The organism is Streptomyces sp. B6B3 (genome assembly GCF_039871525.1).
GTDB lineage: Bacteria > Actinomycetota > Actinomycetes > Streptomycetales > Streptomycetaceae > Streptomyces.
Window position 1 is genome coordinate 453,248 of the sequence record NZ_JBDPLU010000002.1, and the last position, 26,627, is coordinate 479,874.

At 73.2% G+C, this 26,627-nt stretch carries 26 protein-coding genes; 6 read left to right on the top strand and 20 right to left on the bottom strand.

Annotated elements, in window-relative coordinates; genetic code table 11:
* Positions 1-14 precede the first annotated feature (14 nt).
* The gene (locus tag ABGB06_RS06285) at positions 15-800 is read right to left on the bottom strand and encodes a hypothetical protein (RefSeq protein ID WP_347586075.1); all 786 of its coding nucleotides are present in this window, start codon (positions 798-800) and stop codon (positions 15-17) included.
* Between the two features lie 98 nt (positions 801-898).
* Here ABGB06_RS06285 and ABGB06_RS06290 point away from each other — a divergent pair, with 98 nt between their 5' ends.
* Positions 899-2,065, top strand: a complete 1,167-nt coding sequence (locus ABGB06_RS06290) for a P-loop NTPase (RefSeq protein ID WP_347586077.1) — start codon at positions 899-901, stop codon at positions 2,063-2,065.
* Positions 2,066-2,137: 72 nt separating this feature from the next.
* On the opposite strand, the gene ABGB06_RS06295 is transcribed toward ABGB06_RS06290, so the two are convergent.
* The 5 genes from ABGB06_RS06295 to sigE form a co-directional block, all read right to left on the bottom strand.
* Positions 2,138-2,800: a hypothetical protein gene (locus tag ABGB06_RS06295; RefSeq protein ID WP_347586079.1), complete on the bottom strand. Its 663-nt coding sequence runs from the start codon at positions 2,798-2,800 to the stop codon at positions 2,138-2,140.
* A gap of 186 nt (positions 2,801-2,986) precedes the next feature.
* Positions 2,987-3,517, bottom strand: a complete 531-nt coding sequence (locus ABGB06_RS06300) for a sec-independent translocase (protein WP_347586081.1) — start codon at positions 3,515-3,517, stop codon at positions 2,987-2,989.
* Positions 3,518-3,529: 12 nt separating this feature from the next.
* Positions 3,530-5,482 (bottom strand): trypsin-like peptidase domain-containing protein, encoded by a 1,953-nt coding sequence (locus tag ABGB06_RS06305; protein ID WP_347586083.1) that lies wholly within the window; start codon positions 5,480-5,482, stop codon positions 3,530-3,532.
* Between the two features lie 101 nt (positions 5,483-5,583).
* Positions 5,584-6,438 carry a zf-HC2 domain-containing protein gene (locus ABGB06_RS06310; RefSeq protein ID WP_347586085.1) on the bottom strand — a complete coding sequence of 285 codons (855 nt, stop codon included), beginning with the start codon at positions 6,436-6,438 and terminating at the stop codon, positions 5,584-5,586.
* Positions 6,435-7,241, bottom strand: coding sequence for an RNA polymerase sigma factor SigE (gene sigE / locus ABGB06_RS06315; protein ID WP_347586087.1), 807 nt, complete (start codon positions 7,239-7,241; stop codon positions 6,435-6,437). Before sigE ends, ABGB06_RS06310 begins: the two co-directional genes overlap by 4 nt.
* Positions 7,242-7,389: 148 nt before the next feature.
* Between sigE and ABGB06_RS06320 the strand changes: the two genes are divergently transcribed.
* Positions 7,390-8,040 carry a class I SAM-dependent methyltransferase gene (locus ABGB06_RS06320; RefSeq protein WP_347586583.1) on the top strand — a complete coding sequence of 217 codons (651 nt, stop codon included), beginning with the start codon at positions 7,390-7,392 and terminating at the stop codon, positions 8,038-8,040.
* Positions 8,041-8,437: 397 nt separating this feature from the next.
* Here ABGB06_RS06320 and ABGB06_RS06325 read toward each other — a convergent pair whose 3' ends face one another.
* On the bottom strand, positions 8,438-8,605 hold the full coding sequence (locus ABGB06_RS06325) for a DUF3117 domain-containing protein (protein ID WP_347586089.1): 168 nt from the start codon (positions 8,603-8,605) through the stop codon (positions 8,438-8,440).
* Between the two features lie 258 nt (positions 8,606-8,863).
* The gene (locus ABGB06_RS06330) at positions 8,864-9,220 is read right to left on the bottom strand and encodes a DivIVA domain-containing protein (RefSeq protein WP_347586090.1); all 357 of its coding nucleotides are present in this window, start codon (positions 9,218-9,220) and stop codon (positions 8,864-8,866) included.
* A 156-nt stretch (positions 9,221-9,376) separates the two neighbouring features.
* Between ABGB06_RS06330 and folP the strand changes: the two genes are divergently transcribed.
* Positions 9,377-10,237 (top strand): dihydropteroate synthase, encoded by an 861-nt coding sequence (gene folP, locus ABGB06_RS06335; RefSeq protein WP_347586585.1) that lies wholly within the window; start codon positions 9,377-9,379, stop codon positions 10,235-10,237.
* A 729-nt stretch (positions 10,238-10,966) separates the two neighbouring features.
* Here folP and ABGB06_RS06340 read toward each other — a convergent pair.
* Together ABGB06_RS06340 and dapE are read right to left on the bottom strand one after the other, a co-directional pair.
* The gene (locus tag ABGB06_RS06340) at positions 10,967-11,734 is read right to left on the bottom strand and encodes a TIGR00730 family Rossman fold protein (RefSeq protein WP_347586092.1); all 768 of its coding nucleotides are present in this window, start codon (positions 11,732-11,734) and stop codon (positions 10,967-10,969) included.
* 52 nt (positions 11,735-11,786) lie between these two features.
* Entirely contained in the window at positions 11,787-12,962 is a 1,176-nt protein-coding gene (dapE, locus tag ABGB06_RS06345) for a succinyl-diaminopimelate desuccinylase (protein WP_347586094.1), read from the bottom strand.
* 58 nt (positions 12,963-13,020) lie between these two features.
* Here dapE and ABGB06_RS06350 point away from each other — a divergent pair, with 58 nt between their 5' ends.
* Together ABGB06_RS06350 and ABGB06_RS06355 are read left to right on the top strand one after the other, a co-directional pair.
* Complete coding sequence (locus tag ABGB06_RS06350) at positions 13,021-13,914, top strand: hypothetical protein (RefSeq protein ID WP_347586096.1); 894 nt, start codon at positions 13,021-13,023, stop codon at positions 13,912-13,914.
* A 377-nt stretch (positions 13,915-14,291) separates the two neighbouring features.
* Positions 14,292-14,696, top strand: coding sequence for an ATP-binding protein (locus ABGB06_RS06355; protein WP_347586098.1), 405 nt, complete (start codon positions 14,292-14,294; stop codon positions 14,694-14,696).
* Between the two features lie 90 nt (positions 14,697-14,786).
* On the opposite strand, the gene dapC is transcribed toward ABGB06_RS06355, so the two are convergent.
* Positions 14,787-15,926 (bottom strand): succinyldiaminopimelate transaminase, encoded by a 1,140-nt coding sequence (dapC, locus tag ABGB06_RS06360; protein WP_347586100.1) that lies wholly within the window; start codon positions 15,924-15,926, stop codon positions 14,787-14,789.
* A 105-nt stretch (positions 15,927-16,031) separates the two neighbouring features.
* Positions 16,032-16,358, bottom strand: coding sequence for a ferredoxin (gene fdxA / locus ABGB06_RS06365; RefSeq protein WP_347586102.1), 327 nt, complete (start codon positions 16,356-16,358; stop codon positions 16,032-16,034).
* Positions 16,359-16,482: 124 nt separating this feature from the next.
* On the opposite strand from fdxA, the gene ABGB06_RS06370 reads away from it, so the two are divergent.
* The gene (locus ABGB06_RS06370) at positions 16,483-17,502 is read left to right on the top strand and encodes a GNAT family N-acetyltransferase (RefSeq protein WP_347586104.1); all 1,020 of its coding nucleotides are present in this window, start codon (positions 16,483-16,485) and stop codon (positions 17,500-17,502) included.
* Here the strand turns inward: ABGB06_RS06370 and ABGB06_RS06375 are convergent.
* From ABGB06_RS06375 to ABGB06_RS06410, 8 genes are all read right to left on the bottom strand, one after another.
* The gene (locus ABGB06_RS06375; protein WP_347586106.1) at positions 17,499-19,586 is read right to left on the bottom strand and encodes a peptidoglycan binding domain-containing protein; all 2,088 of its coding nucleotides are present in this window, start codon (positions 19,584-19,586) and stop codon (positions 17,499-17,501) included. The two genes, ABGB06_RS06370 and ABGB06_RS06375, sit on opposite strands and share 4 nt — an antisense overlap.
* A 162-nt stretch (positions 19,587-19,748) precedes the next feature.
* Entirely contained in the window at positions 19,749-20,141 is a 393-nt protein-coding gene (locus tag ABGB06_RS06380) for a DUF6113 family protein (protein ID WP_347586108.1), read from the bottom strand.
* Positions 20,135-21,055, bottom strand: coding sequence for an N-acetyl-1-D-myo-inositol-2-amino-2-deoxy-alpha-D-glucopyranoside deacetylase (mshB, locus tag ABGB06_RS06385; protein WP_347586110.1), 921 nt, complete (start codon positions 21,053-21,055; stop codon positions 20,135-20,137). The genes ABGB06_RS06380 and mshB overlap by 7 nt, the downstream gene beginning before the upstream one ends.
* Positions 21,056-21,096: 41 nt before the next feature.
* A complete protein-coding gene (locus ABGB06_RS06390; protein ID WP_347586112.1) occupies positions 21,097-21,285 on the bottom strand; it encodes a hypothetical protein in 189 nt (62 codons plus the stop codon).
* A gap of 176 nt (positions 21,286-21,461) precedes the next feature.
* Positions 21,462-22,631, bottom strand: a complete 1,170-nt coding sequence (locus ABGB06_RS06395; RefSeq protein WP_347586114.1) for an oligopeptide/dipeptide ABC transporter ATP-binding protein — start codon at positions 22,629-22,631, stop codon at positions 21,462-21,464.
* 56 nt (positions 22,632-22,687) lie between these two features.
* On the bottom strand, positions 22,688-23,749 hold the full coding sequence (locus ABGB06_RS06400) for an ABC transporter ATP-binding protein (RefSeq protein ID WP_347586587.1): 1,062 nt from the start codon (positions 23,747-23,749) through the stop codon (positions 22,688-22,690).
* Between the two features lie 37 nt (positions 23,750-23,786).
* Entirely contained in the window at positions 23,787-24,767 is a 981-nt protein-coding gene (locus ABGB06_RS06405; RefSeq protein WP_347586116.1) for an ABC transporter permease, read from the bottom strand.
* Positions 24,768-24,874: 107 nt separating this feature from the next.
* A complete protein-coding gene (locus ABGB06_RS06410; protein WP_347586118.1) occupies positions 24,875-26,620 on the bottom strand; it encodes an ABC transporter substrate-binding protein in 1,746 nt (581 codons plus the stop codon).
* Positions 26,621-26,627: the final 7 nt, after the last annotated feature.

Here is a 26,627-nt window from a genome sequence, read left to right on the forward strand (position 1 = left end):
GGCCGGGCCCCGGCTCAGTCCCCGCCGTCGCCGTCCCCGTCGCCGCCGGGCGAGATCATGTCCTCGCCGTAGTCGACGATGTCGTCCTCCGCGGGCGGGCGCAGCGGAAAGTCCTGGTTCCAGTCGGCGAGCGTGACCTCGCCGGCGCCGCCGCCGCGCACCAGCCGCAGCGGGTAGGGCGGGCCGACCAGCGCCACCTCCATCGCGCCGCCCGTGCCGCCGTCCGCCTCGACGCGTATCGTCTCCACGCCGCCGACCTCGCCGTGGTCGCCGGTGTCCCGTTCGCCCTGGAGCGAGAGCAGGCCGTCGAGCAGCAGGTTCTTGTCGGTGAACCCGCTCAGCTCCTCGTACGCCGGGTCGTCGGGCGCGACCTTCACGTACTTGTCGTCCAGCTTCTTGGCCGGGTCGGACTCCAGCTCGGCCGGCAGGTCCTCGCTCTCCCAGAACGCCTCGTCGGCCTTCAGGTACAGCTCCTCGCCCACCCGGAGCAGTTCGAACGTGCTACCGCCCTCCGCGGACACCTCGCCGACGCCGCCGTCCTCGGCCAGCCGCATGTCGATGCGGTAGGACTGCTCCCCGGAGATGACCGTTCCGGTCAGCAGCACGGTCTGGGCCTCCAGCGCGGTGGTTCTGGCCTGCTGCTCGATCTCCTCCGCTGACAGCTCCTCCATGCCGTTGGTGTCCTCGCCGGACCCGCCGCCCGAACCGCACGCGGCCAGCGGCGTCAGCAGCAGCGCCGCCACTCCCGCCCCGACCGCCCTGCGCCACGGGAAACCGGACGCGTAGACGTTTGCTGTCACGTCGGCTGCCTCTCCTCCCAGGCTGGTTGAGCCGCAGCGTACCGGCCGCCCGTCCCCCGCCCCGCCGGGCCCCCGCGGGTCCGCCGTACCATCGGGGCATGGCTACCGAAACGCCCACGACAGTGCCCACCGACGGGCCCACCGACGCCGCGGTGCGCGCCGCGCTGGCCCGGGTGAACGACCCGGAGATCCACCGGCCGATCACGGACCTCGGGATGGTCAAGTCGGTCGACATCGAGCCGGACGGCACGGTGCACGTCGGGGTGTACCTGACGATCCAGGGCTGCCCGATGCGGGACACGCTCACCGCGAACGTGACGGAGGCGGTCCGGGGCGTCGCGGGCGTCACGGACGTCCGGGTCGAGCTGGACGTGATGAGCGACGAGCAGCGGCAGCAGCTGGCGGCCTCGCTGCGCGGCGGGCAGGCCGAGCGCGAGGTGCCGTTCGCCAAGCCCGACTCGCTCACCCGCGTGTACTGCGTGGCGTCGGGCAAGGGCGGGGTCGGCAAGTCCTCGGTGACGGTCAACCTGGCGGCGGCGATGGCGGCCGACGGCCTCAAGGTGGGCGTGGTGGACGCGGACATCTACGGCCACTCGGTGCCGCGGATGCTGGGCACGGACGGCCGGCCCACCCAGGTGGAGAACATGATCATGCCGCCCACGGCGCACGGCGTGCGGGTCATCTCGATCGGGATGTTCACGCCGGGCAACGCGCCGGTGGTCTGGCGCGGCCCGATGCTGCACCGGGCGTTGCAGCAGTTCCTGGCGGACGTCTACTGGGGCGACCTGGACGTGCTGCTGCTCGACCTGCCGCCCGGCACGGGCGACATCGCCATCTCGGTCGCCCAGCTGGTGCCGGGCGCGGAGATCCTGGTGGTCACCACGCCGCAGCAGGCCGCCGCGGAGGTCGCCGAGCGCGCCGGGTCGATCGCCGTGCAGACGCACCAGAAGATCGTCGGCGTGGTGGAGAACATGTCGGGCCTGCCGTGCCCGCACTGCGGCGAGATGGTCGACGTCTTCGGCAGCGGCGGCGGCCAGCGCGTCGCGGAGGGGCTGACCAGGGCGACCGGCGCGGAGGTGCCGGTGCTCGGCACCGTGCCGATCGACGTGCGGCTGCGGGAGGGCGGCGACGACGGCACCCCCGTGGTGCTCGGCGACCCCGACTCGCCCGCCGCCACGGCGCTGCGGGCGGTGGCCTCCGCGCTCGGCGCCCGCCAGCGCGGCCTGGCCGGGATGTCCCTGTCTCTCACGCCCACCAGGCGCTGACCGGGAGGCTCTCCGGGACCGGAAGGCTCTCCGGCCGCGCGGTCCCGGCCCGGACCGCGCGGCCGGCACGCGCTATCCGTAGCTTTCGATGTCCTTGATCACGGCGAAGCCGAGGCCGTAGGCGCTCATGCCGCGGCCGTACGCGCCGAGGTGCACGCCGTGCTGCGCGGCACCCGCCAGCACCCAGCCGTACTCGGACTCCCGGTAGTGGAAGTCCGTCGGCTCGCCGTCCACCGGCAGCGACAGCGTCGTCCAGCCGCCGCCGTGCAGGTCGTCCGCGAGCTCCCAGGCGATGGCGGTCTGCTGTTCCAGCCAGTCCTGGCGCAGCGCCCGCTCCATCTGCGTGGGCCAGGTCGAGGACAGCAGTCCCGAGCCGGCCAGCCACGCGGCCGAGGAGGCGGACGTGGCCTCCAACACGCCCGTGCCGTCCGCGCTGCGCCGCACCGGCCGGCTGGCGACGGTCACCACGACGGTGAACCGCTGCGGCGTCTGCCCCAGCTCGCCGCGCAGCGACGGCTCGTCCCCGTGCCCGGTGGAACCGTGCTCGACCGCGCCGTCGGCGGCGACGCCGACCTGCATCAGCCAGCGGGGTCCGGTGAACGCCTCGTCAAGTCCGTACCAGGGAAAGCCGGCCATCAGGTAGCCGTCCAGCGCCCGGCGCGCACCCGGCACCCCCTGGGGTGCCGGCGTGGTGTCTGTCGCGTCCTGCGGCTCGGTCCGACTCGTCGTCTCCATGTTGCGCGACGCCTCCTCATTGCCCTCGTCCTGGGCTCACCCCGGACATAGGGAGGATAGCCATACGGGTCCGGGGTGTCGGGCATGACCGGAGATCAGGTCGGGTCATATGCCCTCGAACAGGCGCGCATGGCGTGATCGCATGGCGCGAACGCGCCCCCGCGTGGCGCGGTCGGAGCGGGCCCGTCAGGTGGCGTCGGCGTCGAAGGGCGGCGGAGGTTCTTCGCGGGGCGCGGCGGCGGGCTTGGCGTCGCCCTCCTTGGCCAGGCTCACCTGAGTGGCGGCGCCTTCGCTCGTCGGGGTGGCGCTCGCCGCGGTGTCCTTGGCGGTGGACACGGAGCCGGCCGCGCCGGCGCCCTTGCTCAGGCGGCTGCTCCGGCTGCCGTTGGCGGGACGTCCGTTGACCGCGTCGGTGACCTCGGAGAGCTCCTTGCGCATGTCAAGGCTGTTGGTCAGCTCCTTGAGGCCCAGGTCGTCGTTGTCCATCAGGTGCTTCTTGGCGAACCGACGCGGGTTCAGGTCCTCGAACTCGAAGTCCTTGAACTCGGGGCCGAGCTCGTTGCGGATGTCCTGCTTGGCGCTGTCCGAGAAGTCCCGGATCTTGCGGAGGAACCCCGCCGCGTCCTGGATCATCTTCGGCAGCTTCTCCGGCCCGAAGACCATGATGGCCAGCACGATGAGGAACAAGAACTCCAGGGACCCTATATCGAAGAACACCTGACAGCTCCCTCACGCCGGGCCTGACGAACGACCTGCTTCCCGCATTCCACACATACGGCGATGGCAACGGTACCTGCCCGGGGCCGCGGATGGGAGACACCCTCGACGACTAGACCGGGAGTGAACGGTGGCGGGGCGGCCCGGGGGGCCGGCCCCCCACCCACAGCAACAGGTGTGCGCGCCCAACCTGACGTCGATGGTGATCTCCTCGCCGTCCCGGTCGATCGTCAGCTGGACCACGTCGCCGGGCTCGTGGCTGCGGACCTTGATGATGAGCTCGTCGCCGCTGCGCACCGGCTCGCCGTCCACCGCGGTGATGATGTCGCCGTCCCGGACGCCGGCCGACTCCGCCGGGCCGCCGGGCGTCACCGCCGGATCGCCCGTGGTGCTGCCGACCCGCGCGCCCTCGCCCAGGTACCCGGTGTCCAGCATCACGCCGATGACCGGATGGGTGGCGTAGCCGACGTTGATCAGCTGTTCGGCGACGTCCCGGCCCGTGTTGATCGGGATGGCGAAGCCGAGGCCGACGCTGCCGGAGCCGGTGTCCATACCGCTGTCCGAGTCGCCGTTGCGGATCGCGCTGTTGATGCCGATCACCCGGCCGTTGATGTCGACCAGGGGTCCGCCTGAGTTGCCCGGGTTGATCGGGGCGTCGGTCTGCAGGGCGTTCACGTAGCTGATGTCGGAGCCGTCCGACTCGGCGCCGCCGGCGGTGATCGGACGCTCGGTGGCGCTGATGATGCCGGAGGTGACGGTGCCCTCCAGGTCGAACGGCGCCCCGAAGGCCACGACCGGATCGCCGACCCGGACGGAGTCGGAGTCGCCGAGCTCCAGCGGGCTGAGCCCGGAGACGCCCTCGACCTGCACCACGGCCAGGTCGTAGCCGGTGTCGTGGCCGACCACCTCGGCCTGTGCGGTGTCGCCGCTGCTGAAGGTGACCTCTATCACGCCGCCGCCGTCGGCGGCGGGCGAGACCACATGGGCGTTGGTGAGGATGCGGCCCTCCTCGTCGAGCACGAAGCCGGTGCCGGTGGTGGCCGCCTCCGCCCCCGAGGCGTGCAGGGTCACCACGCCGGGGAGCACGTCCTCGGCGATGCCCGCGATGCTGCCCTCGGCGATCTCGCGGTCGTCGTCCCGGGCCTGCGGCAGTTCGACCTCCCCGCCGCCGTTGCGTTCCATCTGCACGCCGACCGCGCCGCCGAGCAGGCCGGCGAGCAGGGCGATCGCCGCGGCGCCGACCAGCAGCCTGGCGCGGCTGAGCCGGAGCGGCTCCCGGCCGCCCTCGGGGGCCTGGGGCCCGGGCAACGGGATACCGCCGCCGTTCGTCGCGCCCCACGGGTCGTAGCGCTGCAACGGCTCCCCCGGCAGCGTCGTGGTCCCCGGCCCCGCGGCGTGCTGCGCCGGGGGCGCGTAGGGCCCGGCCCCGGGCGGGGCGCCGCCCGTCACGGTGCCGCCGGGCGGGGTCATGCCCGCCGGGGCGTGGAGCGCGGTGCCGCCGGGCGGGGTCATCCCGGCCGCCGGCCGGGGGGTGCCGCCGGGCGGCGTGACGCCGCCGGGGAGCGCGGTGCCGCCCGCGGGCGTGCCACCGGGGGGATACGGCGTGCCACCCGCCGGGGTGGCGCCGGATGGATAGGGGGTGCCGCCCGCGGGCGTGGCTCCGGGATGTGGTCGCGCGGGGTTCGGCGGCTCCGCCGCGGGCGGGCCGGCCGGCGGGCCGGAGGGCACGGCGTCCCTGGGCTCGGACGCGGATCCCGCGGGCGGGGCGTCCGCCGGCTCGCGGGGCGCGAGGGGCGTGCCCGCGGCCGGCGTGGGGTCGGGCCGCTGCACCGGCGGGGCCGGCGCCCAGGGGCCCGGCTGCCCGTACGGAGGCGTGCCGTACGGCTCCTCCGCGTGTCGCGGGTCGGGGGCCTCCCCCTGGCTCTGCCCTGGGGACCCCCAGGAATCGCTCTTCCCCTTGTCCATTCCCGTCCCCATCGTGTCCGCGCTGCCTGGTACCGGCCAGTGCTCGGTCTCGGCAAGGGATTCAACCAGGTACCCGTCCGCCGGGTCACCAGACCCGCGTTTCAGCGGGCGTTCATCGTCCCGATGCCCCCGGAGCCGCCGGCTGGAGCGAGGCCGGTGAGCATGGGTGTCGACGCCGACGTGGACGATTCCGAGACCGGGCCCGGTGCCAGTATGGGCCCCAGCGCCGGGAAAAGGCCCTCCGCCAGGCCGGTGGAGCCCGAGGTGCCCGACGGATTCAACCCTTCGGGGTAGTCGCCGGTGTACGAGACCAGCGTGATCGGCAGCGAGACGCCGCGGTCCGTCGACTCCTCGGTCTCGCTCCCCCGCGCGCTCGTGGGGCGCGCCGTGCTGACGGGTGCGCCGCCGCCCGCGGCGACCGTGCTGAGGGTGCTGCCGTTCGAGCCGGTGCCGGCGCCCACGGTGCCCGCGCTGGACATGGCGCCGCCGATGGCGAAGGCCGCCAGCGAGACGGCGCCCGCGGCGGCGAAGGCAAGCCGGTGACCGCGGTGCAGACGAACGGCGGCCCCCGGCTCGTGTATCCGGAAACCGCGCTCGCCGCCGATGACGGGCGGGCCGAGCAGCGACTCGCGCCCGCGGCCACCGGGCAGCGGGCCGAAGTCAGGGCCCGGCGGCTCCTCGTCGGGCCCGTCGTCCAGCGCGGGCCCGGCGCCGTCGGTGGCCGGCAGTCCCTGGAGGCGGGCCAGCAGGCCGGCGGACAGCGCCGGCAGCGGGCTCTGGGCGAACACGCTCTTCAGCCGGCGCTGGGCGTCGGCCTCGGCCTTGCAGCTGGGGCAGGTGGCCAGGTGCGCGAGCACCCGATCCCTGCGGTCGTGCGAGAGCTCGCCGTCGATCAACGCGGCCAGGCTCTCGCCCAGATGCTGATCGGCGGGGCCTGTCTCGGGGGCGCTCGTCACCCGGCCCCACCTTTCTCCGCCGGCGACGCGGCGGGCACGGTGGCGAGGACGGACTCCTGCTCGTGCTCGACGCGGCCCCGCGGGGACCGGTGACGCAGGGCCTTACGCAGGTGGGAACGGCCGCGGTGGATCCGGCTGCGGACCGTGCCGAGCTTCACCCCGAGGGTGGTGGCGATCTCCTCGTAGCTCAGGCCCTCGATGTCGCAGAGCACCACGGCCGCCCGGAAGTCGGGCGCCAGGGTGTCCAGCGCCTGCTGCACGTCGGCGTCGAAATGCGTGTCGTTGAAGTGCTGCTGCGGGGTGGGCTCCCGGCTGGGCAGCCGGTCGGCCGCGTCGTCGCCGAGCGCGTCGAAGCGGATGCGCTGCTTGCGGCGCACCGAGTCGAGGAAGAGGTTGGTGGTGATCCGGTGCAGCCAGCCCTCGAACGTGCCGGGGGTGTACGTCGACAGTGAACGGAACACCCGGACGAAGACCTCCTGGGTCAGGTCCTCGGCGTCGTGCTGGTTCCCCGTGAGCCGGTAGGCGAGGCGGTAGACCCGGGCGCTGTGGGTGCTGACGATCTCCTCCCAGCTGGGAGGGGCCCACGTGCCCCCGTCGGGTCCGTCGCCGAAGGTCGCCAGCTGGGCGACGGGGGCCGCGGCGTCCTCGGCGGGCCCGACGGGCTCCTGGGCTCGGTCTACGTCAGCGTTCTCAGTCACGGAATTCGGCTCACCGGCTGGTCGCAAGAGGCGTTTCAGCACCCCCCGGCCGGCGGCCGCACCTCCCCTGTCGGCTGTGGTGGTGTCCAGTGGGATCCCTACCATAACCACCTCCCCCGTCAACTACGGATAAGCAATTTTGACCGACTTTCGGTCGCACGGCTCATTGTTCCAACGTTTGGTCCTGCCGCCCTGTTCCCCAGGCGGAGTCGCTACAGTCAAAGCGCGTGACTGACGGGGACAGGAGACGGCCATTACCGGCAACCGGCTGACGAGCTGGGCGTTCGCCGAGGCGTACGGCGCACCGGACGCCGAGACCGCCGAGGGTGCGGCGCTGCGCTGGGCCCGTAACCGGGCCCAGGACGCGGGGCTGCGTCCGGTCTCCCCCGGCACCGGGGACGCGCTCCGGCTGCTGACGGCCGCGGCGGGCGCCCGGGCGGTGGTCGAGATCGGCACCGGCACCGGCGTCTCCGGCCTCTATCTGCTGCACGGCATGCGCCCGGAGGGCGTGCTCACCACCGTGGACCTCGAACCGGAGCGGCAGCAGTTCGCCCGGCAGGCGTTCCGGATGGCGGGGTTCCCCGGCAACCGGGCCCGGCTGATCCCGGGCCACGCGCTGGACGTGCTGCCCCGGCTCACCGACGGCGGCTACGACATGGTGTTCTACGACGGCAACCGGCTGGAGTGCCTGGAATGCCTTGGAGAATCGTTGCGTCTGCTGCGTCCCGGAGGGCTGCTCTGCTTCACCGGTGTCTTCGCGGACGGCCGCACGGTGGACTCGGGGGTACAGCCGACGGAGGTGCTGCGGCTGCGCGAACTGCTGCGCGCGGTCCGGGAGAGCAAGGATCTCGTACCCGCGCTGCTGCCGGTCGGCGACGGCCTCCTGTGCGCGGCCCGCGCCTAGGCCCTGTCCGGCGGATCTTCGCGGGCCCGCGACTCCCCCAGACTCCGTCCGGGAGGTGCCCCCATTCGTACGAGTGGCGATCCGGTGCCTTGCGACGCACGGCGTCATGGGGGCAGCTCCCAGGCCTCAAGGGCCTGGGGAGCCGCGGGCTGATCCTCCCCCAGCTTGGAAAGCTGGGAGGTGCCCCCATCGATCCACCGGACAGGACCTAACCGAGGCGGCGCGACCCGGCGCGCGGCGGCCGGCCGGCATGAGAATCCGCTGACAATACGGCGCTGCCCCGGGAGTGTGTTCCGGGGCAGCGCCGAAATGACCGACGAACACGGCCGAAGGTGGCCGCGGAGTCAGCTGGGCCGGCTAAGCGGTCGGCCGAAAGGTCGGCGGAAAGCACGGCGGATCAGCCGGTCACCTTCTTCAGCTCCTCGTCGAGCGCGACCGCCTCGTCGGGGCTCAGCTCGACGACAAGTCGTCCACCACCTTCGAGCGGAACGCGCATGATGATCCCCCGCCCCTCCTTGGTCACCTCGAGCGGGCCATCGCCCGTCCGCGGCTTCATGGCCGCCATGCTCGTTCCCCTTCCTGAACCAGCTCATCGCAGCCGACAACCGAAGCGTCACCGGCATCGAACACATTGCTTCACGCCATTATCCCGCATGCCACCTCTCCATGACCAACATCGGGCGGTATCCCTTCGGCAACGCGCACTCGCAAATCTACGCAATTCGGCGATTGCCCGCTGAATCCTCCCGACGTCACGAATGCGACGGCAAACCGGCCGCGACCGTGCCTTCACCCGGGCGAACGCGGCGTTCGCCCGGGGGCGTCAGCGGGGCTCGTCCGTCGCCTCGTCCTTGCCCAGCGGGACGGCGTGGGCACCCGCCAGCGCGGCCTCCAGCTCCGAGATCCGGGCGTCCCGCTCGGCCAGCTCCGCGGCCAACCGGTCGAGCACGTCGTCGACCTCGGCCATCCGGTATCCCCGGGGCGCCACGGGCAGCCGCACCGCCACCACGTCGCCCGGGCCCACCGGCCGGTCCATCGGCAGCGGGTCGTCCAGCCGGTCCGGCTCCGCCTCCGGCAGCCCACCGGTCACCGGCCCACCCGACCCGTCGCCACTGCCCAGCACCGCGAGGGTGACCGCGGCGATCACCACGATCATCGCCGCCATCAGAAACCAGAACACGAGCGCCTCCCCTGGGCCTGGCCGGGCCTTCGCGGTCGTCCGCGGGCCCCCTCGATCCTCGAATGGTATGCCGATGGTCGCATGCCCCACCGACACCCGCGGGCCGGTAGCGTCGAGGCGGGACGACGCCCGTCGACGATCGGAGAGCTGAGCGGCATGCTGCGCCTTGGGCCACGCGAGTTCGCGGCGAACGAGCCGGTGATCATGGCCATCGTGAACCGCACCCCCGACTCCTTCTACGACCAGGGCGCCACCTTCGCCGAGGAGGCCGCGCTGGCCCGGGTCGAGGAGGCGGTGGCCCAGGGCGCCGGAATCATCGACGTCGGCGGGGTGAAGGCGGGACCCGGCGCCGAGGTGGACGCGGCCGAGGAGATCCGGCGCACGGTCGGCTTCGTCGCCGAGGTGCGGCGGCGCTTCCCCGACGTGGTGATCAGCGTGGACACCTGGCGGCACGAGGTCGGCGAGGCGGTCTGCGCGGCGGGCGCCGACCTGCTGAACGACGCCTGGGGCGGAGTGGACCCGCGGCTGGCCGAGGTGGCGGCGCGGCACGGCGTGGGTCTGGTGTGCACGCATGCCGGCGGCGCGCGCCCGCGCACCCGGCCGCACCGGGTGAGCTACGACGACGTGATGGCCGACATCCTCCGGGTCACCGTGGGGCTCGCCGAACGCGCCGTCGGGCTCGGGGTGCGGCGGGACGCCGTGCTCATCGACCCGGGGCACGACTTCGGGAAGTCCACCCGGCACTCGCTGGAGGCCACCCGACGGCTCGGCGAGATGACGGCCACCGGCTGGCCGGTGCTGGTGTCGCTGTCGCACAAGGACTTCGTCGGCGAGACGCTGGACCGGCCGGTCAAGGAACGGTTGCTGGGCACGCTCGCGACGACCGCCGTCTCGGCCTGGCTGGGTGCGCGGGTCTATCGCGTGCACGATGTCGCGGAGACCCGCGAGGTGCTCGACATGGTCGCCGCCATCGCCGGCCACCGCCCCCCGGCGGTGGCCCGCCGAGGGCTCGCGTAGCGCCTCGCGCCTTCCCGGCGCCCCCGGAGCGGCCGGTCACCGGCCCCGTGGTCGCGCGGGGCCGTCCCGCGCGGCACGCGCGGGCCCGCGGCCAGCCCGACGAGACGGGCCGCGCCGAACGTTGCTGACGACACGCCCGTGTCACGCCGGCGCCCGGCCGGGCAGCCACACCAGCCCGGACCCGCCGACGCCCGCGTCCCGCCACGCGCACCCGCGGGCAACGCTCGTGCCCGGACGGGCGGGCGCGGGTGCCCGGCCGGGCAGACGCATCCGGCCGGGTTCTCAGGCCGGCGCGGCACGCAACCGGACGCGGACGCCCATCGCCGGCGCCCGACCGGGCAGGCGCGGGTGCCCGACCGCACGGCGGCCCGCCACCGGGACCGAGCCGGCCCGCCACGGACGCACCCGAGCGGCCGGCGGACGACCCGTGACCGCCTCACGTTCGCAGCGCCGGAGCATCGTTCCGACGCGGTCCGCCGTCACCCGCACGGCCACGTCGGCACCCACCCCGGGACCCGTGCACCCGAGCGGCCGGCGACGGGCCCGCGGGGGCCGGAAGGCAGGCGTGTCGCCGCCGTGGCGCGACCACGGGACACGGCCGCCGTCTGGCGAGCGGCGGTGGGTGCGGGGTGGGCGGCTCGCTCCGGGTGCCGGCCACTGGCCTCGGGGCCGTCGTGCCGGGGGCACGACGTCCCGGCGCCGCGGACACGCGCGGCAGGCGCGGTCGCGCTACGGCTTGGTGACCAGGGCGATGGCCTCGTCGGGGTCGTCGGTGATCTGGAACAGGGCCTCGTCCACCGGGGAGGCCTTGCCCTGCGCGATGACCGTGTCGCGCAGCCAGTCGGCCATGCCGCGCCAGTACTCCGTGCCGACCAGCACGATCGGGAAGCGGGTCACCTTCCCGGTCTGCACCAGGGTCAGCGCCTCGAACAGCTCGTCCAGCGTGCCGAGCCCGCCCGGCAGCACGAGGAAGCCCTGGGCGTACTTCACGAACATCGTCTTGCGGACGAAGAAGTAGCGGAAGTTGACCCCGATGTCGACGAACTCGTTCAGCCCCTGCTCGAAGGGCAGCTCGATGCCGAGGCCGACCGAGACCCCGCCGGACTCGCTGGCGCCCCGGTTGGCCGCCTCCATCGCACCGGGTCCGCCGCCGGTGATCACCGCGAAGCCCGCCTCCACCAGCCCGCGCCCGATCCGCACCCCGAGCTCGTACTCGGGCGATCCCGGCGGCGTGCGGGACGAGCCGAAGACGCTGACCGCGGGGCCGAGCTCGGCCAGCGCGCCGAAGCCCTCCACGAACTCCGACTGGATCCGCAGCACCCGCCACGGATCGGCGTGCACCCAGTCGGAGGGTCCCCGGGTGTCGAGCAGCCGCTGGTCCGCGGTTCCGGCCATCACCTGGCCACGGCGCCGAAGCACGGGGCCGAGCTGCTGTTCGCGCCGGCCCTCCGGCCTCTCGCTCGCCGACTCCGGATCCGGGTCCCGCCTGCTGCTCATGCTGTGCTCCTCACGACCACCGTCGGCCCCCTGCCGGGACGGCGATTTCAGCCTACGCGCCCGGCGTGGCCAGCCAGGCCCGAAGCCGCTCCTCGCAGCGCACGATCAGCTCGGTGGCCACCCGCTCGTCCTGCCGATGCGCGAGGTTGGGGTCACCCGGGCCGTAGTTGACGGCGGGCACGCCGAGCGCGCTGAACCGGGAGACGTCGGTCCAGCCGTACTTCGGGCGGGCCTGGCCGCCCACCGCGTCGAGGAAGGCGCGCGCGGCCGGATGCCTAAGTCCCGGGAGCGCGCCGGGCGCGTGGTCGTCGACGGTGAACTCCGCGACGCCGCAGTCCGCGAAGACCTCGCGGACGTGGGCGAGCGCCTCCTCGGCCCCGCGGTCGGGCGCGTAGCGGTAGTTGACCGCCACCAGGCACGCGTCGGGGATGACGTTGCCGGCCACCCCGGCCTCGATGCGCACCGCGTTGAGCCCCTCGCGGTACTCCAGGCCATCGATCACCGGGCGCCGGGGTCGGTACTCCGCGAGCCGGGCCAGCACCGGGGCGGCGGCGTGGATGGCGTTCTCGCCCATCCAGCCGCGGGCGGAGTGCGCCCGCCGTCCGGGCAGCCGCAGCAGCACCCGCAACGTGCCCTGGCAGCCGCCCTCCACCTCCCCGTTCGAGGGCTCGAGCAGCACCGCGAAGTCGGCGGCCAGCCACTCCGGATGCGCGTCCGCGAGGTGCCGGAGCCCGTTGAGCTCGGCGGCCACCTCCTCGTTGTCGTAGAAGACGAACGTCAGATCGCGGTTCGGGTCGGGCACGGTGGCCGCGATCCGCAGCTGCACGGCGACGCCGGACTTCATGTCGCAGGTGCCGCAGCCCCACAGCACACCGTCGTCGTCCAGCCGGCTGGGCAGGTTGTCGGCGAGCGGCACGGTGTCCAGGTGGCCGGCCAGCACCACGCGCTCGTCCCTGCCGAGGTCGGTGCGGGCCACCACGTTGTTGCCGTGCCGGTCCACCCGCAGCCAGGGCAGCTCGTCCAGGGCCGCCGCCACGGCGTCCGCGAGCGGTCGCTCGGTGCCGCTGACCGAGGGGATGTCCACCAGCCGGGCGGTGAGCGTGGCGGCGTCCAGGCCGAGATCGAGGCTCGGCGCCGGGTCCGCCGGTCCGGAGGTGCCCGAAGAGCCGGACGAGGAGCGAGGGGAGGGAGGGGACGGTGGTACGGGTGGTGGCTCGGGTGCCTGCATGAACGTCACCGTACCGGGGGGTCGGGCAACGGCCCGGTGACCCGCTACCTTTGGTCGCGTGCCCGAACGGACATCGAGCAAGCGCCGCCGCCGCGGGGTGGGCGGTGCCTTCACGGTCCTGCTGCTCCTCGGGATCGCCGGATACGCGGTGGTGCGCTACGACCCCGGGGACGAGCCGACGCCGCACTGCGCGGTGGTGGGCCAGTCGGGGAACGTCGCCTTCACCATGGAGACGCAGCAGGCCGCCAACGCCGCGACCATCGAGGCGGTCGGCTCGGCGCGCGGCATGTCGGAGCGCGCGGTGACCATAGCCCTCGCCACGGCCATGCAGGAGTCGATGCTGCGGAACCTGGACTACGGCGACCGGGACTCGCTCGGCCTGTTCCAGCAGCGGCCCTCCCAGGGCTGGGGCACGGAGCAACAGGTGCAGGACCCGGTGTACGCGGCGGGGCAGTTCTACGACCACCTGGTCGAGGTGCCGGACTTCGAGTCGCTGCCGCTGACCGAGGCCGCGCAGGCGGTGCAGCGCAGCGCCTATCCGGACGCGTACGCCCAGCACGAGCAGGAGGCCGAGTTGCTGGCCGCGGCCCTGACCGGCCGGCGGGCGGCGGCGCTGAACTGCGTGATGGGCGACGAGCCGGTGCGCGGTCGGCCCGAGGAGATAGCGGCGCGGATAGACCGCCAGTTCGGCGGCGGGGTGCGGGCGAACGGGGACGGCGCCCGGATCACCGTGCCGACCGGGGCCGCCGGCGAGCCGGGCCGGGGGTGGGAGCTGGCGCACTGGGCGGTGGCGCACGCCGCGGAGCTCGGCATCGAGCAGATCGTCTACGGCGAGCGGGTCTGGGAGGCGGACCGCTCCACCGAGGGCTGGCGCGAGATCACCGACGAGGAGGACGCGGTGGCGGCCGGACCGACCACGGAGTTGCGCCTCGCCACCTTCGCTCCCCGCTAGCCGCCGGCGCGCGTTTCTGGTCCCGGCGGCGCGTGCGCCGGGGCGACCGCCCGGATTCCCCCGGATGCGCGCGGACGCCCCTGCCGTAATTCACCCGACCGGGTAAGTCGCGCCCCCGGCGCAGGATTTGCCGATGGACGGCCGTAATTCCCGGACAGGGGTGGGAAATGACGTGCCGTCACGCATTCCGGGCCGGAGCGCTTGACCGTTTTCTCCTGACTCGATAATGCGATGCATTGCCAAGCCTTTACTCGATCGACCGCAACCTCGACGGCCGCTCGGCCGATAGTCACGGCGTCCGGCCGAGACCGCCCGACCATCGGCCGCGCCGGATTCGCACGTCCCTTCGGAACAGCACCCCCGGGCAAAGGAGCACCATGTCCAACCCTCTCAAGCGCCGCATGGCCAGGGCCGCGCTTCTCCTCGCGGCCGGCGCGGCGCCGGTCGTCTCCGGCGGCGGCCAGGCCAGCGCCGCGGAGCTGCCGACCTCGGACCTGTCCGGGCTGACCGCGTTGGACAACGCCGCCGTCGAGACCACCCTGGGCAGCGTCACCGAGACGGCGAACGGGATGGTGGAGGAGCTCGCGGGCGACGCCGCCAGGACCGCCATGCCGATCATCGCGCCCGCCGCCGAGGAGCTCGCCGCGGAGACCGCGTACACCACCGGAGCGCTGCTGCACAACCTCGCCATGACCGTGGCCGCGAACAGCCCTTCGCCGTACGAGCTGGAGCGGATCCTGCCCTCGCTGGACGACCCCGACCTGAACGGCATCACGCTGTAGCGCGGACCCGACCTCCGCCGGACCCCGGATGCGCTCGCCGCCCGGGGTCCGCCGCCTTCCCGGCCGCCCTGCCCAGCTGCGCCGCCCGGCTCAGCCCAGCCGTCGCACCGCCTCGGCGACCCGCTCGTCCGTGGCGGTCAGCGCCACCCGCACGAAGCTCTCGCCCGCCGCCCCGTAGAAGTCGCCGGGCGCCACCAGCACGCCCTGCTTGCTGAGCTCCCCGACGGTGTCCCAGCACGGCTCGTCCCTGGTCGCCCAGAGGTACAACGACGCCTCGCTGTGCTCGATGCGGAACCCGCGGCCGCGCAGCGCGGGGCGGAGCGCGGCCCGCCGGGCCGCGTACCTGGCGCGCTGCCGGGTCACGTGCCGGTCGTCGCCGAGCGCGACGACCATCGCCGCCTGTACCGGACCCGGCATCATCATGCCGGCGTGCTTGCGGATCGCCCGCAGTTCGCCCAGCACCGCCGGGTCGCCGGCGAGGAAGGCGGCGCGGTACCCGGCCAGGTTGGACCGCTTGGAGAGCGAGTGCACGGCGATCAGGCCGGTGACGCTGCCGCCGCAGACGTCCGGGTGCAGGATCGAGACCGGATCCGCCTCCCAGCCCAGCTCCAGGTAGCACTCGTCGCTGACCAGCAGCACGTCGTGCCGCCGGGCCCACGCCACCGCGGCCCGCAGCGCGTCCGGGGACAGCACCTGTCCGGTGGGGTTGGCCGGGGAGTTCAGCCAGAGCAGCCGCAACCCCTCCGGGCAGCCGCCGGTGCCCCATGGGCCCGACTCCGCGCCGTCGCCCGCGGCGGCCAGCGCGCTCGCCGCGTACGGCACCGGTTCGGCGCCGGCCAGCCGCGCGCCCACCTCGTACGTCGGGTAGGCGAGTTCGGGGAACGCCACGGCCTCGCCCGGGCCGATGCCGAGCTGCGCCGGCAGCGACGCCACCAGCTCCTTGGAGCCGATCACCGGCAACACGTGCTCGTGCCCGAGGCCGCCGGCGCCGGTCCGGCGCTCGCACCACCCCAGGATCGCCTCGCGCAGCGCCTCGGTGCCCCACACGGTCGGATAACCGGGCCGGTTCGCCGCCTCCGCCAACGCCCGCTGCACGGACGCCGGCACCGGGTCGACCGGGGTGCCGACGGAGAGGTCGACGATGCCGTCGGGGTGCGCCGCGGCGGTGGCCTTGTACGGTTCGAGCCGGTCCCACGGGAAGACCGGGAGGCGGGCGGAGACGGACGGCACGGGGTGGCTCACTTCCCTCGACAGGGCTTGTCACAACCACTGGTCCCGCGCGGCGGGCGCCGCGCGGGACCAGGGACGAACGCGGTGGGATGTGGGATCAGGTCCTCACTCGTCGTGCTCCTGCGGCGGAAGCGCCGAGATCACCGAGTGGTCCCGCTCGATCAGACCCAGCTTGCTCGCGCCGCCGGGCGACCCGAGCTCGTCGAAGAACTCGACGTTCGCCTTGTAGTAGTCCTTCCACTCCTCCGGGGTGTCATCCTCGTAGAAGATCGCCTCGACGGGGCAGACGGGCTCGCAGGCCCCGCAGTCCACGCACTCGTCGGGGTGGATGTACATGGAGCGCTGACCCTCGTAGATGCAATCGACGGGACACTCCTCGATGCAAGCCTTGTCCTTCAGGTCCACACAAGGCTGCGCGATGACATAGGTCACGCTGTCGGTCCTCCTCCTCAAGGCGGCGATGCGCCGCGTGGCGCCCGGGAGCGCGGTGTCGTCGATGCTCAGCCCTAGTATCGCCGCTTGTGGCCGAAGGACGCACACGAGGGGCTGAAAGACGGTGGATTTCATCGCGGGCGGACGTCTGACGATCAGCATCACCCACGCCGACGTGGGCAAACGCGTCTCCGTGCGGACGCGTCTGCCCTCCGGATCCGGGCCGCGGCCGGCCCGTTTCACGGACACGGTGGGCGTGCTCACGGCGTGGGAGGGTGGTGTGCTCAGCATCACACGCCGGAACGGACAGGTGGCCAGGCTCGGGGAGGCCGAGATGGTGGCCGCCAAAGTGGTGCCGCCCGCACCCACGCGTCCCCGGGGCGTTCCGGCGGCGAGCGTCGCCGAGCTGACGGCCGTCGGCGCCCGCGGCTGGCCGGCGCTGGAGAGCGAACGGATCGGCGGCTGGACGGTGCGCGCCGGCGCGGGCTGGACGCATCGCGCCAACTCGGGCTTCAGATCCGGAGCGGGAGCGCCCGACCTCGATCGGGTGCTCCGGTGGTACGCCGCGCGCGGGCTGCCCGCCGTGCTGCACCTGACCAGCGGCGCCGAGGGCACCGACGAGTTGCTGGACGCCGAACTCGACAGGGCCGGTTGGCGGGCCAACCGGGCCACGGTGTGCCAGGTCGCCGCCCTGGCCCCGCTGGCGGACCGGCCGCCGGACGAACGGGTGGTGGTCGGCCGCGCGTTGACGGACGCCTGGGTGCGCGGCAACCCGGCCGCGCTGCGCGATCCGGTGACCGCGCGCCGGGTGCTGACGGGCGGGCCGTCGGTGTGGTTCGCCACCGTGCCCGACGCGGACGGCGAGGCCGCGGCGGTGGGCCGTTGCGTGGTGGACGGCCGCTGGGCCGGGTTCGCGGCGCTCCGGGTCGCGCCGGCGCACCGCCGGCAGGGCCTGGCCACCGCGATGATGGCCGAGCTGGCCCGGGCGGCGCTCGGCGACGGCGCGAGCGCCGCCTATCTCCAGGTGGAGGCCGACAACGCCGAAGCCCAGACCCTCTACCGGGGCCTGGGCTTCGCCGACCATCACCACTACCAGTACCGGGAGCACCCCGGCGGGGCGCACCAGCGCGAGGGCCGGGCCTAGGGCCACACCGCGCCCTCGACGATCGCCTCGCGGCGGCCCTCCCCGTAGTCCGTCGTCGCGGTCTCCCGGAGCACCGGGATCATCGCGGCCGCGGCGTGCTCGGGCGTCATCTCCACCAGCCCGGCGCCGGCGTCGATCATGATGCCGTCGAAGGTGCTGCCGTAGGCGGCGGCCAGTCCCTCGGTGTCGAGCACCGGCTGGAGGGTGCCGTCCTCGCTGGGCTCCATGGTCAGCAGGCCGGAGAGCGTCTCCGGGCTGAACGGCAGCTCCGTGCCGGCGGCGATCAGGTAGACCAGGCCGGACATCGCCGGTTCGGCGAACTCCTCCATGGCCCGCTGCACCTCGGCCTCGTCGACCAGTGGATCCTGCGTGGTCACGGGCAGTTCCACCGCCGGGTCGCGGCCGGTCGCCGCGCGGTCCCGGAAGGCCGACTCGACGGCGTCGGCCGCGGCCTCGATGTCGATGGTGTTGCCCGACTGCCCGGGGCTGCCGATGGCCTCGCCGTTCTCGAACGTGACGGTGCCCTCCACCGGGGCGCCGTCGCCCGCGGCCTGGCTGGCGATGTCCTCCAGCGCGGTGGTCAGCTTGGCCCGGTCGACGGAGAACACGGCGTCCTCGGTGCGCGCGGCGCCGAACAGCGAGCCGATCACGGTGACCGGGCTGTAGTCCTGGCCCGAAAGCTCGCGGACCGTGGTCTCGGTGTCGATGACCAGCCCTGCGACGCTGGGCTTGAGCTCGATCTCCTCCCCGCCGACGAGCAGCGTCAGCGGATCCGAGTTGGCCTGGTCGAGGGCGGCGTCCAGCCGGTTGACCGCCTCCTGGGAGGTGGTGCCGCCGATGTCGACGCCGAGGACGCTGGTGCCCTTCGGCACGTCGTCGGAGTTGAGCAGCAGCCCCGCTCCGTAGGCCACGACGGCGAGGCCGACCACGCCGACGACCAGCAGCCGGGTCCGGGCGCGCCGCTTGCGGCCGCCGGCGGAGGCGGGCGCGGGCGCCGGTGTGGACGTGGGCTCGTCGTCCTCGGCGAGCGCCGGGTCGGGTCCTGGCGGCGGCACGGCGAGGCCCTCGCCGACCGCGGCCGGTTCGGGGTGGTTCAGCGGTGGCGCGGGCGGGAACGGGCCGCCGAGGTCCATCGTGGTGGCGGCGGGCTCCTCGCCGGGCGGCGGCGCGATCGGCATCGATCCGCTGCCGGGCCCGGTGGTCGGCCCCGTGGGGCCCCCGGCCGGCGACCCGGCCGCGGGCCCGGCGAACCGCTCGGTGCCGTCGGGCGGCGTGTCGGTGGGCTGGAACCACGAGGGTCCCGACCGTCCGAGGCCGGGGATCCCGGCCGCCGGGGTCTCGGTCGGCGACGGCGGGGCGCTCAGGCCCGGCACGCCGGCCGGCGGGGTGTCGCCGCGCCGCGCGCCGGGGAACGCGCCGGTCCCGGGGCCGTCGGACGCGGGCGCGCCGACGACCGGGAACGGGGCCGTGTCGGTGGCTCCGACGGGCGGCATGGGGGCGGTCGCGGGACCGGGGCCGACGCCGGGGAACGGGGCGCCCTCGGCATCCCGGCCCACGATCGGCGTCGCGCCCGTGGCGGGCCCCGGGACCATGCCGGGAAACGACGCGCGGTCCGACTCCGGTCGCGCGGCGGGGCGCTGGCCGGGAGCCGGGGCCACACCGGGGAACGGCGCGCCCTCCGCGTTCCTGCCGACGGTCGGGGTGGCGCCGGTGGCGGGGCCGGGTCCGGGCGCCGGCGCGCCGGCGTCGCCGGGGCCGACCCTGGGCGGCTTGCGGGGCTCGAACCAGGAACTGGTCTTCTTGCCGTCCCCCGAACCACCGGCGGGCGTGGGCTTCGTGCCCGGCGTGGGCGCCGGCGCCGGCGCCGGGCCCGCGACGCCACGCGCGGTGGCCTCGTCGACGGTCTCCCGCACCACGATGGGCGGAATGGGCCGGGATCCGGGGATGTTGATCCTGGCGCGGGTCGTCATCGTGGTCTCGGTCTGCTTCTCCTCCGACTGCGGAGCGCCGGGGCGGGCCGCGCCCTCCCCCTCGCTCCCCCATCCGCGAGGATTGGGGGGCGGGTTGTCAGTTTCACGACTCAAGGCAGGATCTCCCGGTTGGCTACACCACGGGACCGGGTCGCTGCCAGGCCCAGCGGCGAGCCCCACGATACTGGGGCGCGCGGGGTGCCACGTCGCCACCACAGGATCGGCACATCCCGGCGGACCGCCGGCCCGACCCCGAAACGGCCCGGAACCGAAGCGCTAGCGCCGCGGCGTCTGAACGTCCGGAACGGCGAACAGCGGTCGTCCGACGGGTGCGAGGGCGACGGACGCTCCCGCCAGCGCCATCCCGCCCAGCAGGAAGACGTAGCTGCCCACGCCCGAGGCGAAGATGAAGTCGCCCTGCGGACGTGACGCGGTCAACAGCAGAACGGCCAGCGCCCACCCGCCGGCCGGCGCCCCGGCGCCGGCCCGGGTGCGGGTCGCCAGCGCTCCGCCCCAGAACAGCCCGGCGGCGCCGCCCAGCGACAGCAGCAGGCCGAGCGGGAACCATCCGGCCTGGACGAGCGATCCGGCGACCCCGGCGAGCAGTCCGAGCGCCCCGAGTCCCAGATAGGCCAGCAGTCGGCCGGGCCTCGGCCGGTCGGTCAGCATGCGGTCTCCCCTTCGGACCCCTTGGCGGACTCCAGCCCGGCGAAGACCGAACGGGCGCCCGCGGGGACCGGTACGCCGGCGCCGAGCTGGTAGCACTCGGTGGTCCACAGCGGCTGGACCAGGCCGTTGGACAGCACGAACGCCTCGTCGCCGTCTCCGGTCGTCGGCACGATCTCGATCTGGGTGGCGTGGGCGGCCATCGCGGCGGCCTTGGCGGCCGCCTGGGACGGCGTGCCGACCACGGTGAGCGCGATCTCCTCGTCCGGAACCACCCCGGGCACGCCCGAGAGCTCGGCGACCCCGGAGAAGCGCCCGGGACCGGCGGCGCGCAGGCGCGCGAGCCGGCGCTCGGCATGCGAACGGGGCACGCAGTTCCACAACACCCGCGCCACGCGGTGCCCGTCGCGCCCACCGCCCGCGGCGGCGGCGAGTTCCACCCCGCGCATCGCGACCCGGTGCGCCTGGATGTGGTCGGGGTGCCCGTAACCGCCGTCCGGGCGGTAGCCGATGACCACGTGGGGCCGCACCGCGCGGATCACGTCGGCCAACTCCGCGGCGGCCTCGTCCACGTCGGCGGACCAGAAGGCGCCGTCCCGGTCGTTCGTCGGCAGGCCCATCATCCCGGAGTCACGCCAACGGCCCGCGCCGCCCAGCAGCCGGTGGTCGGCGACGCCGAGCGCCCGCATGGCGGCGGCCAGCTCGCCGACCCGGTGGGGGCCGAGCGCGTCGTCCCGGTCCGGGGCCAGATGCGCCAGCCCGGGCGGGATGACCTCGCCCTCCTCGCCGAGCGTGCAGGTGACGAGCGTCACCGCGGCGCCCGCCTCGACGCAGGCGGCCATGGTGACGCCGTTGTTGATCGACTCGTCGTCGGGGTGCGCGTGCACCAGCAGCACGCGCCCCTCGCCATCGTTCATGCGCCGAGCTTACGTGGGCGGTCGGCCCGTGCCGTCACCGGTCAGAAGCTCAGCTGGCCGATCACCTCGGCCATCGTGTCGCCGAAGTCGCTGATGCTGGGAGCCAGGCTGGAGCTGGCCAGGTAGAACCCGAGCAGGACGCAGACGAAGGCGTGCAACGCCTTGAGTCCCGCCTTCCTGACCATCAGCACAACGACCACCAGCAGCAGCAGCGCCGCAGAGACGGTCATGACGCCGGATCACCTCCATAGCCCATGCTCGGTTCCGGATGGCATCTTCGGAAGCCTCTTACCACCACGCGCTACGGATCTTAACTATCGGTGTCAGGACACGGCTCGGTGCACGGGTGCAGACGAGGGGCGCACGCGCCGTTCGCCCGCTGGTCGGTCACGCGGCGGTCAGACGATCACCTGGCGGTCATCACGATGTCCTCGCCGCGCGAGAGCGTGGTGCCCTCCTCGGGGAAGTGGCAGGCCGTCAGGTGTCCCTCGCCGTTGCCGGCGATCCGGACCAGCGGCGGCTCCTCGTCGGCGCACTTCTGCTGCGCCTTCCAGCAGCGGGTGCGGAACCGGCAGCCGGACGGCGGATTGGTCGGCGAGGGCACGTCGCCCTGCAGCCGGATCCGCTCCCGGCGCGCCGGCTCGGCGTCGTTCCCGTTCCCCGTCCCGCTCTCCGTCCCGGTCCCGGCGGCGGTGCCGGTCCCGTGGTCGGCGTCCTCGATGACCTCGTCGAGGATCTCGTCCATCACGCTCTCGGGCACGGCGGACAGCAGCGCGTGCGTGTACGGGTGCCGGGGCCGCTCGTAGATCGCCTCCCGGTCGCCGAACTCGACGATCTTCCCCAGGTACATCACGGCGATGCGCTGGGAGAAGTGCCGCACCACGGCCAGGTCGTGGGCGATGAACAGGAAGGCGATGCCCAGTTCCCGCTGCACCTTCCTGAGCAGGTTGACCACCTGCGCCTGGATGGACACGTCCAGCGCCGAGACCGGCTCGTCGGCGATGATCAGCTTCGGCTCCAGGGCCAGCGCCCTGGCCACCCCGATGCGTTGCCGCTGGCCGCCGGAGAACTCGTGCGGGAAGCGGTTGTAGTGCTCGGGGTTGAGGCCGACCGTCTCCAGCAGCTCCCGGACCCGGGCCTCCCGGCCGCCCGGCGGCTCGATGCCGTTGATCTCCATCGGCCCGCCGATGATCGTGCCCACCGTCTGCCGCGGGTTGAGCGACGAGTAGGGGTCCTGGAAGATCATCTGTATCTCGGACCGGACCGGGGCCAGCTCCCGACGCGTCGCCCGGCTGATGTCCTTCCCGCGGTAGCGGATCTGTCCCGCGGTGGGTTCGAGCAGCCGGGCCAGCAGGCGTCCGGTGGTCGACTTGCCGCATCCCGACTCGCCCACCAGGCCGACGCTCTCGCCGGCGTGCACGGTGAAGTCGAGCCCGTCCACGGCCTTGACCGCGCCGACGGTCCGCCGGATCGGGAAGCCGCCCTTGACCGGGAAGTGCTTGACGAGTCCCTCGACCGTCATCAGGGGTTCCCCGACCGGCACCGCCGCGTCGTTGTTCTTGCTGAGGGCTGTCATCGCTGTCCTTGGCTGTCCGTAATGGGTTGGCCCGGGGTGTCCCGTCGGGAGGTGCGCTAGCCGAGTCGCGGCAGGACGCGCTCCACGAAGAACGTCCGCTTCTGCTCGGGGGTGAGGTGGCAGGCGGCGCCGCGCCCCTCGGGCAGCGCCGGCCGGTCGTCGACGCAGGAGAGGGAGTCGGCGACCTCGGGGGGATAGCCGCAGCGCGGCTCGAACGGGCAGCCGGGCGGCGGGTTGAGCAGGCTGGGCGGGCTGCCGTTGATCGGCACCAGTTCCTTCTCCACGTCGCCGGCCAGCCGCGGCATCGAGGTCAGCAGGCCCCAGGTGTACGGGTGCTGGGGACGCTGGAGCACCTCGCGGACGCTGCCGCGCTCCACGGCCTGGCCGCCGTACATCACCAGCACGTCGTCGGACACCTGGGAGACCACGCCGAGGTCGTGGGTGATCAGGATGATCGCGGAGCCGAACTCCCGCTGCAGTTCCTGGAGCAGGTCGAGGATCTGCGCCTGGACGGTGACGTCCAGGGCGGTCGTCGGCTCGTCGGCGATCAGCAGGTCCGGGTCGCAGACCAGCGCCATGGCGATCACCGCACGCTGCCGCATGCCGCCGGAGAACTGGTGCGGGTAGTCGTCCACCCGGAGCTTGGGGTTGGGGATGCCCACCTTGTCGAGCATGTCGATCGCCCGCTCCCGGGCCTCGCGCTTGGACGCGCCCCGGTGCTTGCGGAACGGCTCCGCTATCTGGAAGCCCACGGTGTGGTACGGCGAGAGGGCGGTCAGCGGGTCCTGGAAGACCATGGCCACCTTGTTGCCGCGCAGCCGCTGCAGGCGGCGTTCCCCGGCGCCGGTCAACTCCTCGCCGTCGAGGTGGATCTCGCCGGAGATCGTGGTGTTCGCCGGGTTGTGCAGGCCCATGATCGCCTGGTTGGCGACGGACTTGCCGGAGCCGGACTCGCCGACGATGCCGAGGGTGCGGCCGCGCAGCACGTCGAAGCTGAGGCCGTTCACCGCCTGCACGACGCCGTCCTCGGTCCGGAAGCGGACCCGCAGGTCCCGCACCGAGAGGAAGGGGCTGTCGTCCGCCGCGCCGCCGCCCGCCGGCTCCCTGTCCTTCGCCAGGCTGGTGCTGGTGCTCGTGGTCACCTGGGTCCCCTCCCTAGGCCAGCCGGACGCGCGGGTCGATCAGCGCGTAGCAGGCGTCGATGATGATGTTGGACACGACGATCATCAGGGCGGCGAACAGCATCACGCCCATGAGCATGGGAAGGTCGGACTCCTGGACGGACTCGATCGACAGCCGGCCCAGGCCGTGCAGCGTGAACGTGTACTCGGTGATCATCGCCCCGCCGAACAGCGAGCCGAGGTCGACGCCGAGGATGGTGACGATGGGGATCAACGAACCCCGCCACGCGTATCTGAAGAACACCACGCGCCCCGACATGCCCTTGGCGCGCGCCGTGCGGACGTGGTCCTCCTGGAGCTGTTCGACCAGGGTGGCGCGCGACATACGGGTGTAGTTCGCGGTGAAGATCGTGGCCATCACCAGCCAGGGCAGCAACATCCCGGCGAACCAGGCGGCCTGGTCCTCCGTGAAGGGCACGTACTCGGGTTGGCTCAGCCATCCGGTGTTGTAGACGAAGAGCGCCAGGGCCAGCGGGCCGAGGAAGTAGATCTGCGCCGAGCTCAGCACCAGCGAGGTGGAGCTCATGCTCTTGTCGAGCATGGTGCCGCGGCGCCAGGCGGCCAGCATGCCGAACGCCAGGCCCAGGACCAGGAAGATGATCGTCCCGCCGATGGTCAGCGACACGGTGACCGGCAGCCGGTCGAGGATGGTGTCCAGCACCGGCTCGTTGTTGCGGAACGAGAAGCCGAGGCAGGGTGCGGGGCAGTCGCCGGCCGGGAAGTTCCGCCCCATGAAGAGGCCCACCATGTAGTCCCAGTACTGCACCGGGATGGCCTTGTCGATGCCGAGGTTGCGCTCGACGATGGCGAGTTCGTCCGCGGAGCAGTTGCCCTTCCCGCAGGCGAGGATCGCGGGGTTACGCGGGATCGCCCAGAACAGGAAGAACGTGACCGCGCTGATGAGCAGCAGGATGACGATGGCGCCCAGCGTTCGCCGGAGGATGAATCGGAGCATCGAGAGCAGCCTTAGGACTTGTGAATCCGTCGGAGGGAGGCCGGGACCGGCCGGGGCGGGGCGGGTGCCCGCTCACGCGCGTGAGCGGGCACCCCCTGGCGCTTGGGTCACACGTCCGTGACGAAGAGCTTGTTCATGTCGATGGTGCCGAGGTCGTCGTTGAAGACCGCGCCGCCGACCTTCGAACCGTGCAGCATCGGCTGCCGGTAGTAGTACATCGGCACGACCGGGAGGATCTCCTCCAGGATGTGCTTGTTGAGGTTGAACCACTCCGTGGCCTGCTCCTCGACGTCGGTGATCTGGGTGATCCGGTCGATCTCCGAGTTCACGAAGTCGTCGTTCAGGTGGCAGTAGTTCGCGGCGCCGTCCTCGATCTGCCGGCCGTCCATGAGCGGCGGGATCACGGTGGACGCGGAGATCCAGTCGTGGCCCCAGTTGCTGCGGTAGATGTGCAGGTTGTTCTCGACGACGCCGATCTCGTCGTAGTACGTCTCGATCGGGCCCTGGGTCCGGTTGACCGAGAAGCCGGCCTGCTGGAGGGCGTCCTCGATCGCGGACGACGCCGACTGGTCCTCGGCCCGCACGTTGTTGTAGAAGTTCAGCTCGTAGCCGACCGCGTCGGCCTCCTCCAGCAGCTGGCGCGCCCTGTCGACGTCGCCCTCGGGCTTCTCGAGCTTGCCGTACGGGTCGTACCCGTCCTCGTAGCCCGGCAGCAGCGGGCTGATGATGCCGCCCGCGTACTGGCCGCCGATGGGGCCGCCGTAGGGGTTCAGCACGCCGTTCAGCGGGATGGCGTGGCAGATCGCCTCGCGGATCTTCTTGTCGGTGACCATGTCCATGTTGATCGCCAGCATGGCCACAAACGGCTGGAATCCGTCGATGAAACGGTCCTCGTACTGCGGGTCCTCGAGCACCGTCTGACCGTTGCTCGCGTCCAGGCCGTTGTTGAAGGTCACCGCGTACTGGTCGTCGCCGCGGTCCGCCATCAGCCGGCTGGTGGAGTCCTCGTAGGAGTGCCCGAAGGACATCTCCCAGCGGTCCGGGTAGTCGTTCCTCGCCGCGTCGGTCTCGGCGTGCCAGTGCTCGTTCCGCACCAGGACCATGGAGCGGCCGCTCTCGTAGGACTCGATCCGGTACGGGCCGCAGCACAGCGGCTCCCGGTCGTAGTCCTCCTGGGTGTCGCCGGCCTCGGAGACGATCGCGTAGCCGGGCATGGCCAGGCAGTACGGCAGGTCGAGCTGCGGCTGCTCGAAGTGGAAGATGATCGTCTTGTCGTCCGGCGTCTCCAGCACGGAGTCCGGCAGGTGGCTGCCCTCGTAGGGGCCGCCGGGCAGCAGCTCGCGGTAGTTCGCGGGGTCGTTGGCCAGCCAGCCCTGGAGGTACTTCGGGCCCTGGGCGATGAAGTCGGCGAAGAGCCGCTCCACGGTGTGCCGCACGTCGGCCGACGTGATCGGGTCGCCGTTCTCCCAGAATATGTTGTCCTTGAGCGTGTACTTCCAGGTACGCCCGTCCTCCGAGGTCTCGCCCGAGTCCGTGGCGAGGTCGCCGATCACCGTGTACTCGCCCGCGTCGTCGAGTTGGACGACGGTGAGGCCGCGGTGCAGCAGCCGGGTGATGGTCGACTCGGCGGACACGTAGACCTGGCCCGGGTCGAGGTGCTCGGGCGGCGACTCGTTCAGCATGTAGAGCGTGCCGCCGCGCGTGGCGCCCTGCACCTCGGGCGCCGGGCCAGTGGACTTCTCGGCGTCACCGAAGAGGACGCCCTCCAGCTCCTGGGGGCCCTCCACCTCGGTGTTCTCACCGCCACCGCCGCCGCCGCTGCTGCACGCGGCGAGCGCCAGACCGCCGCCCATGGCGAGC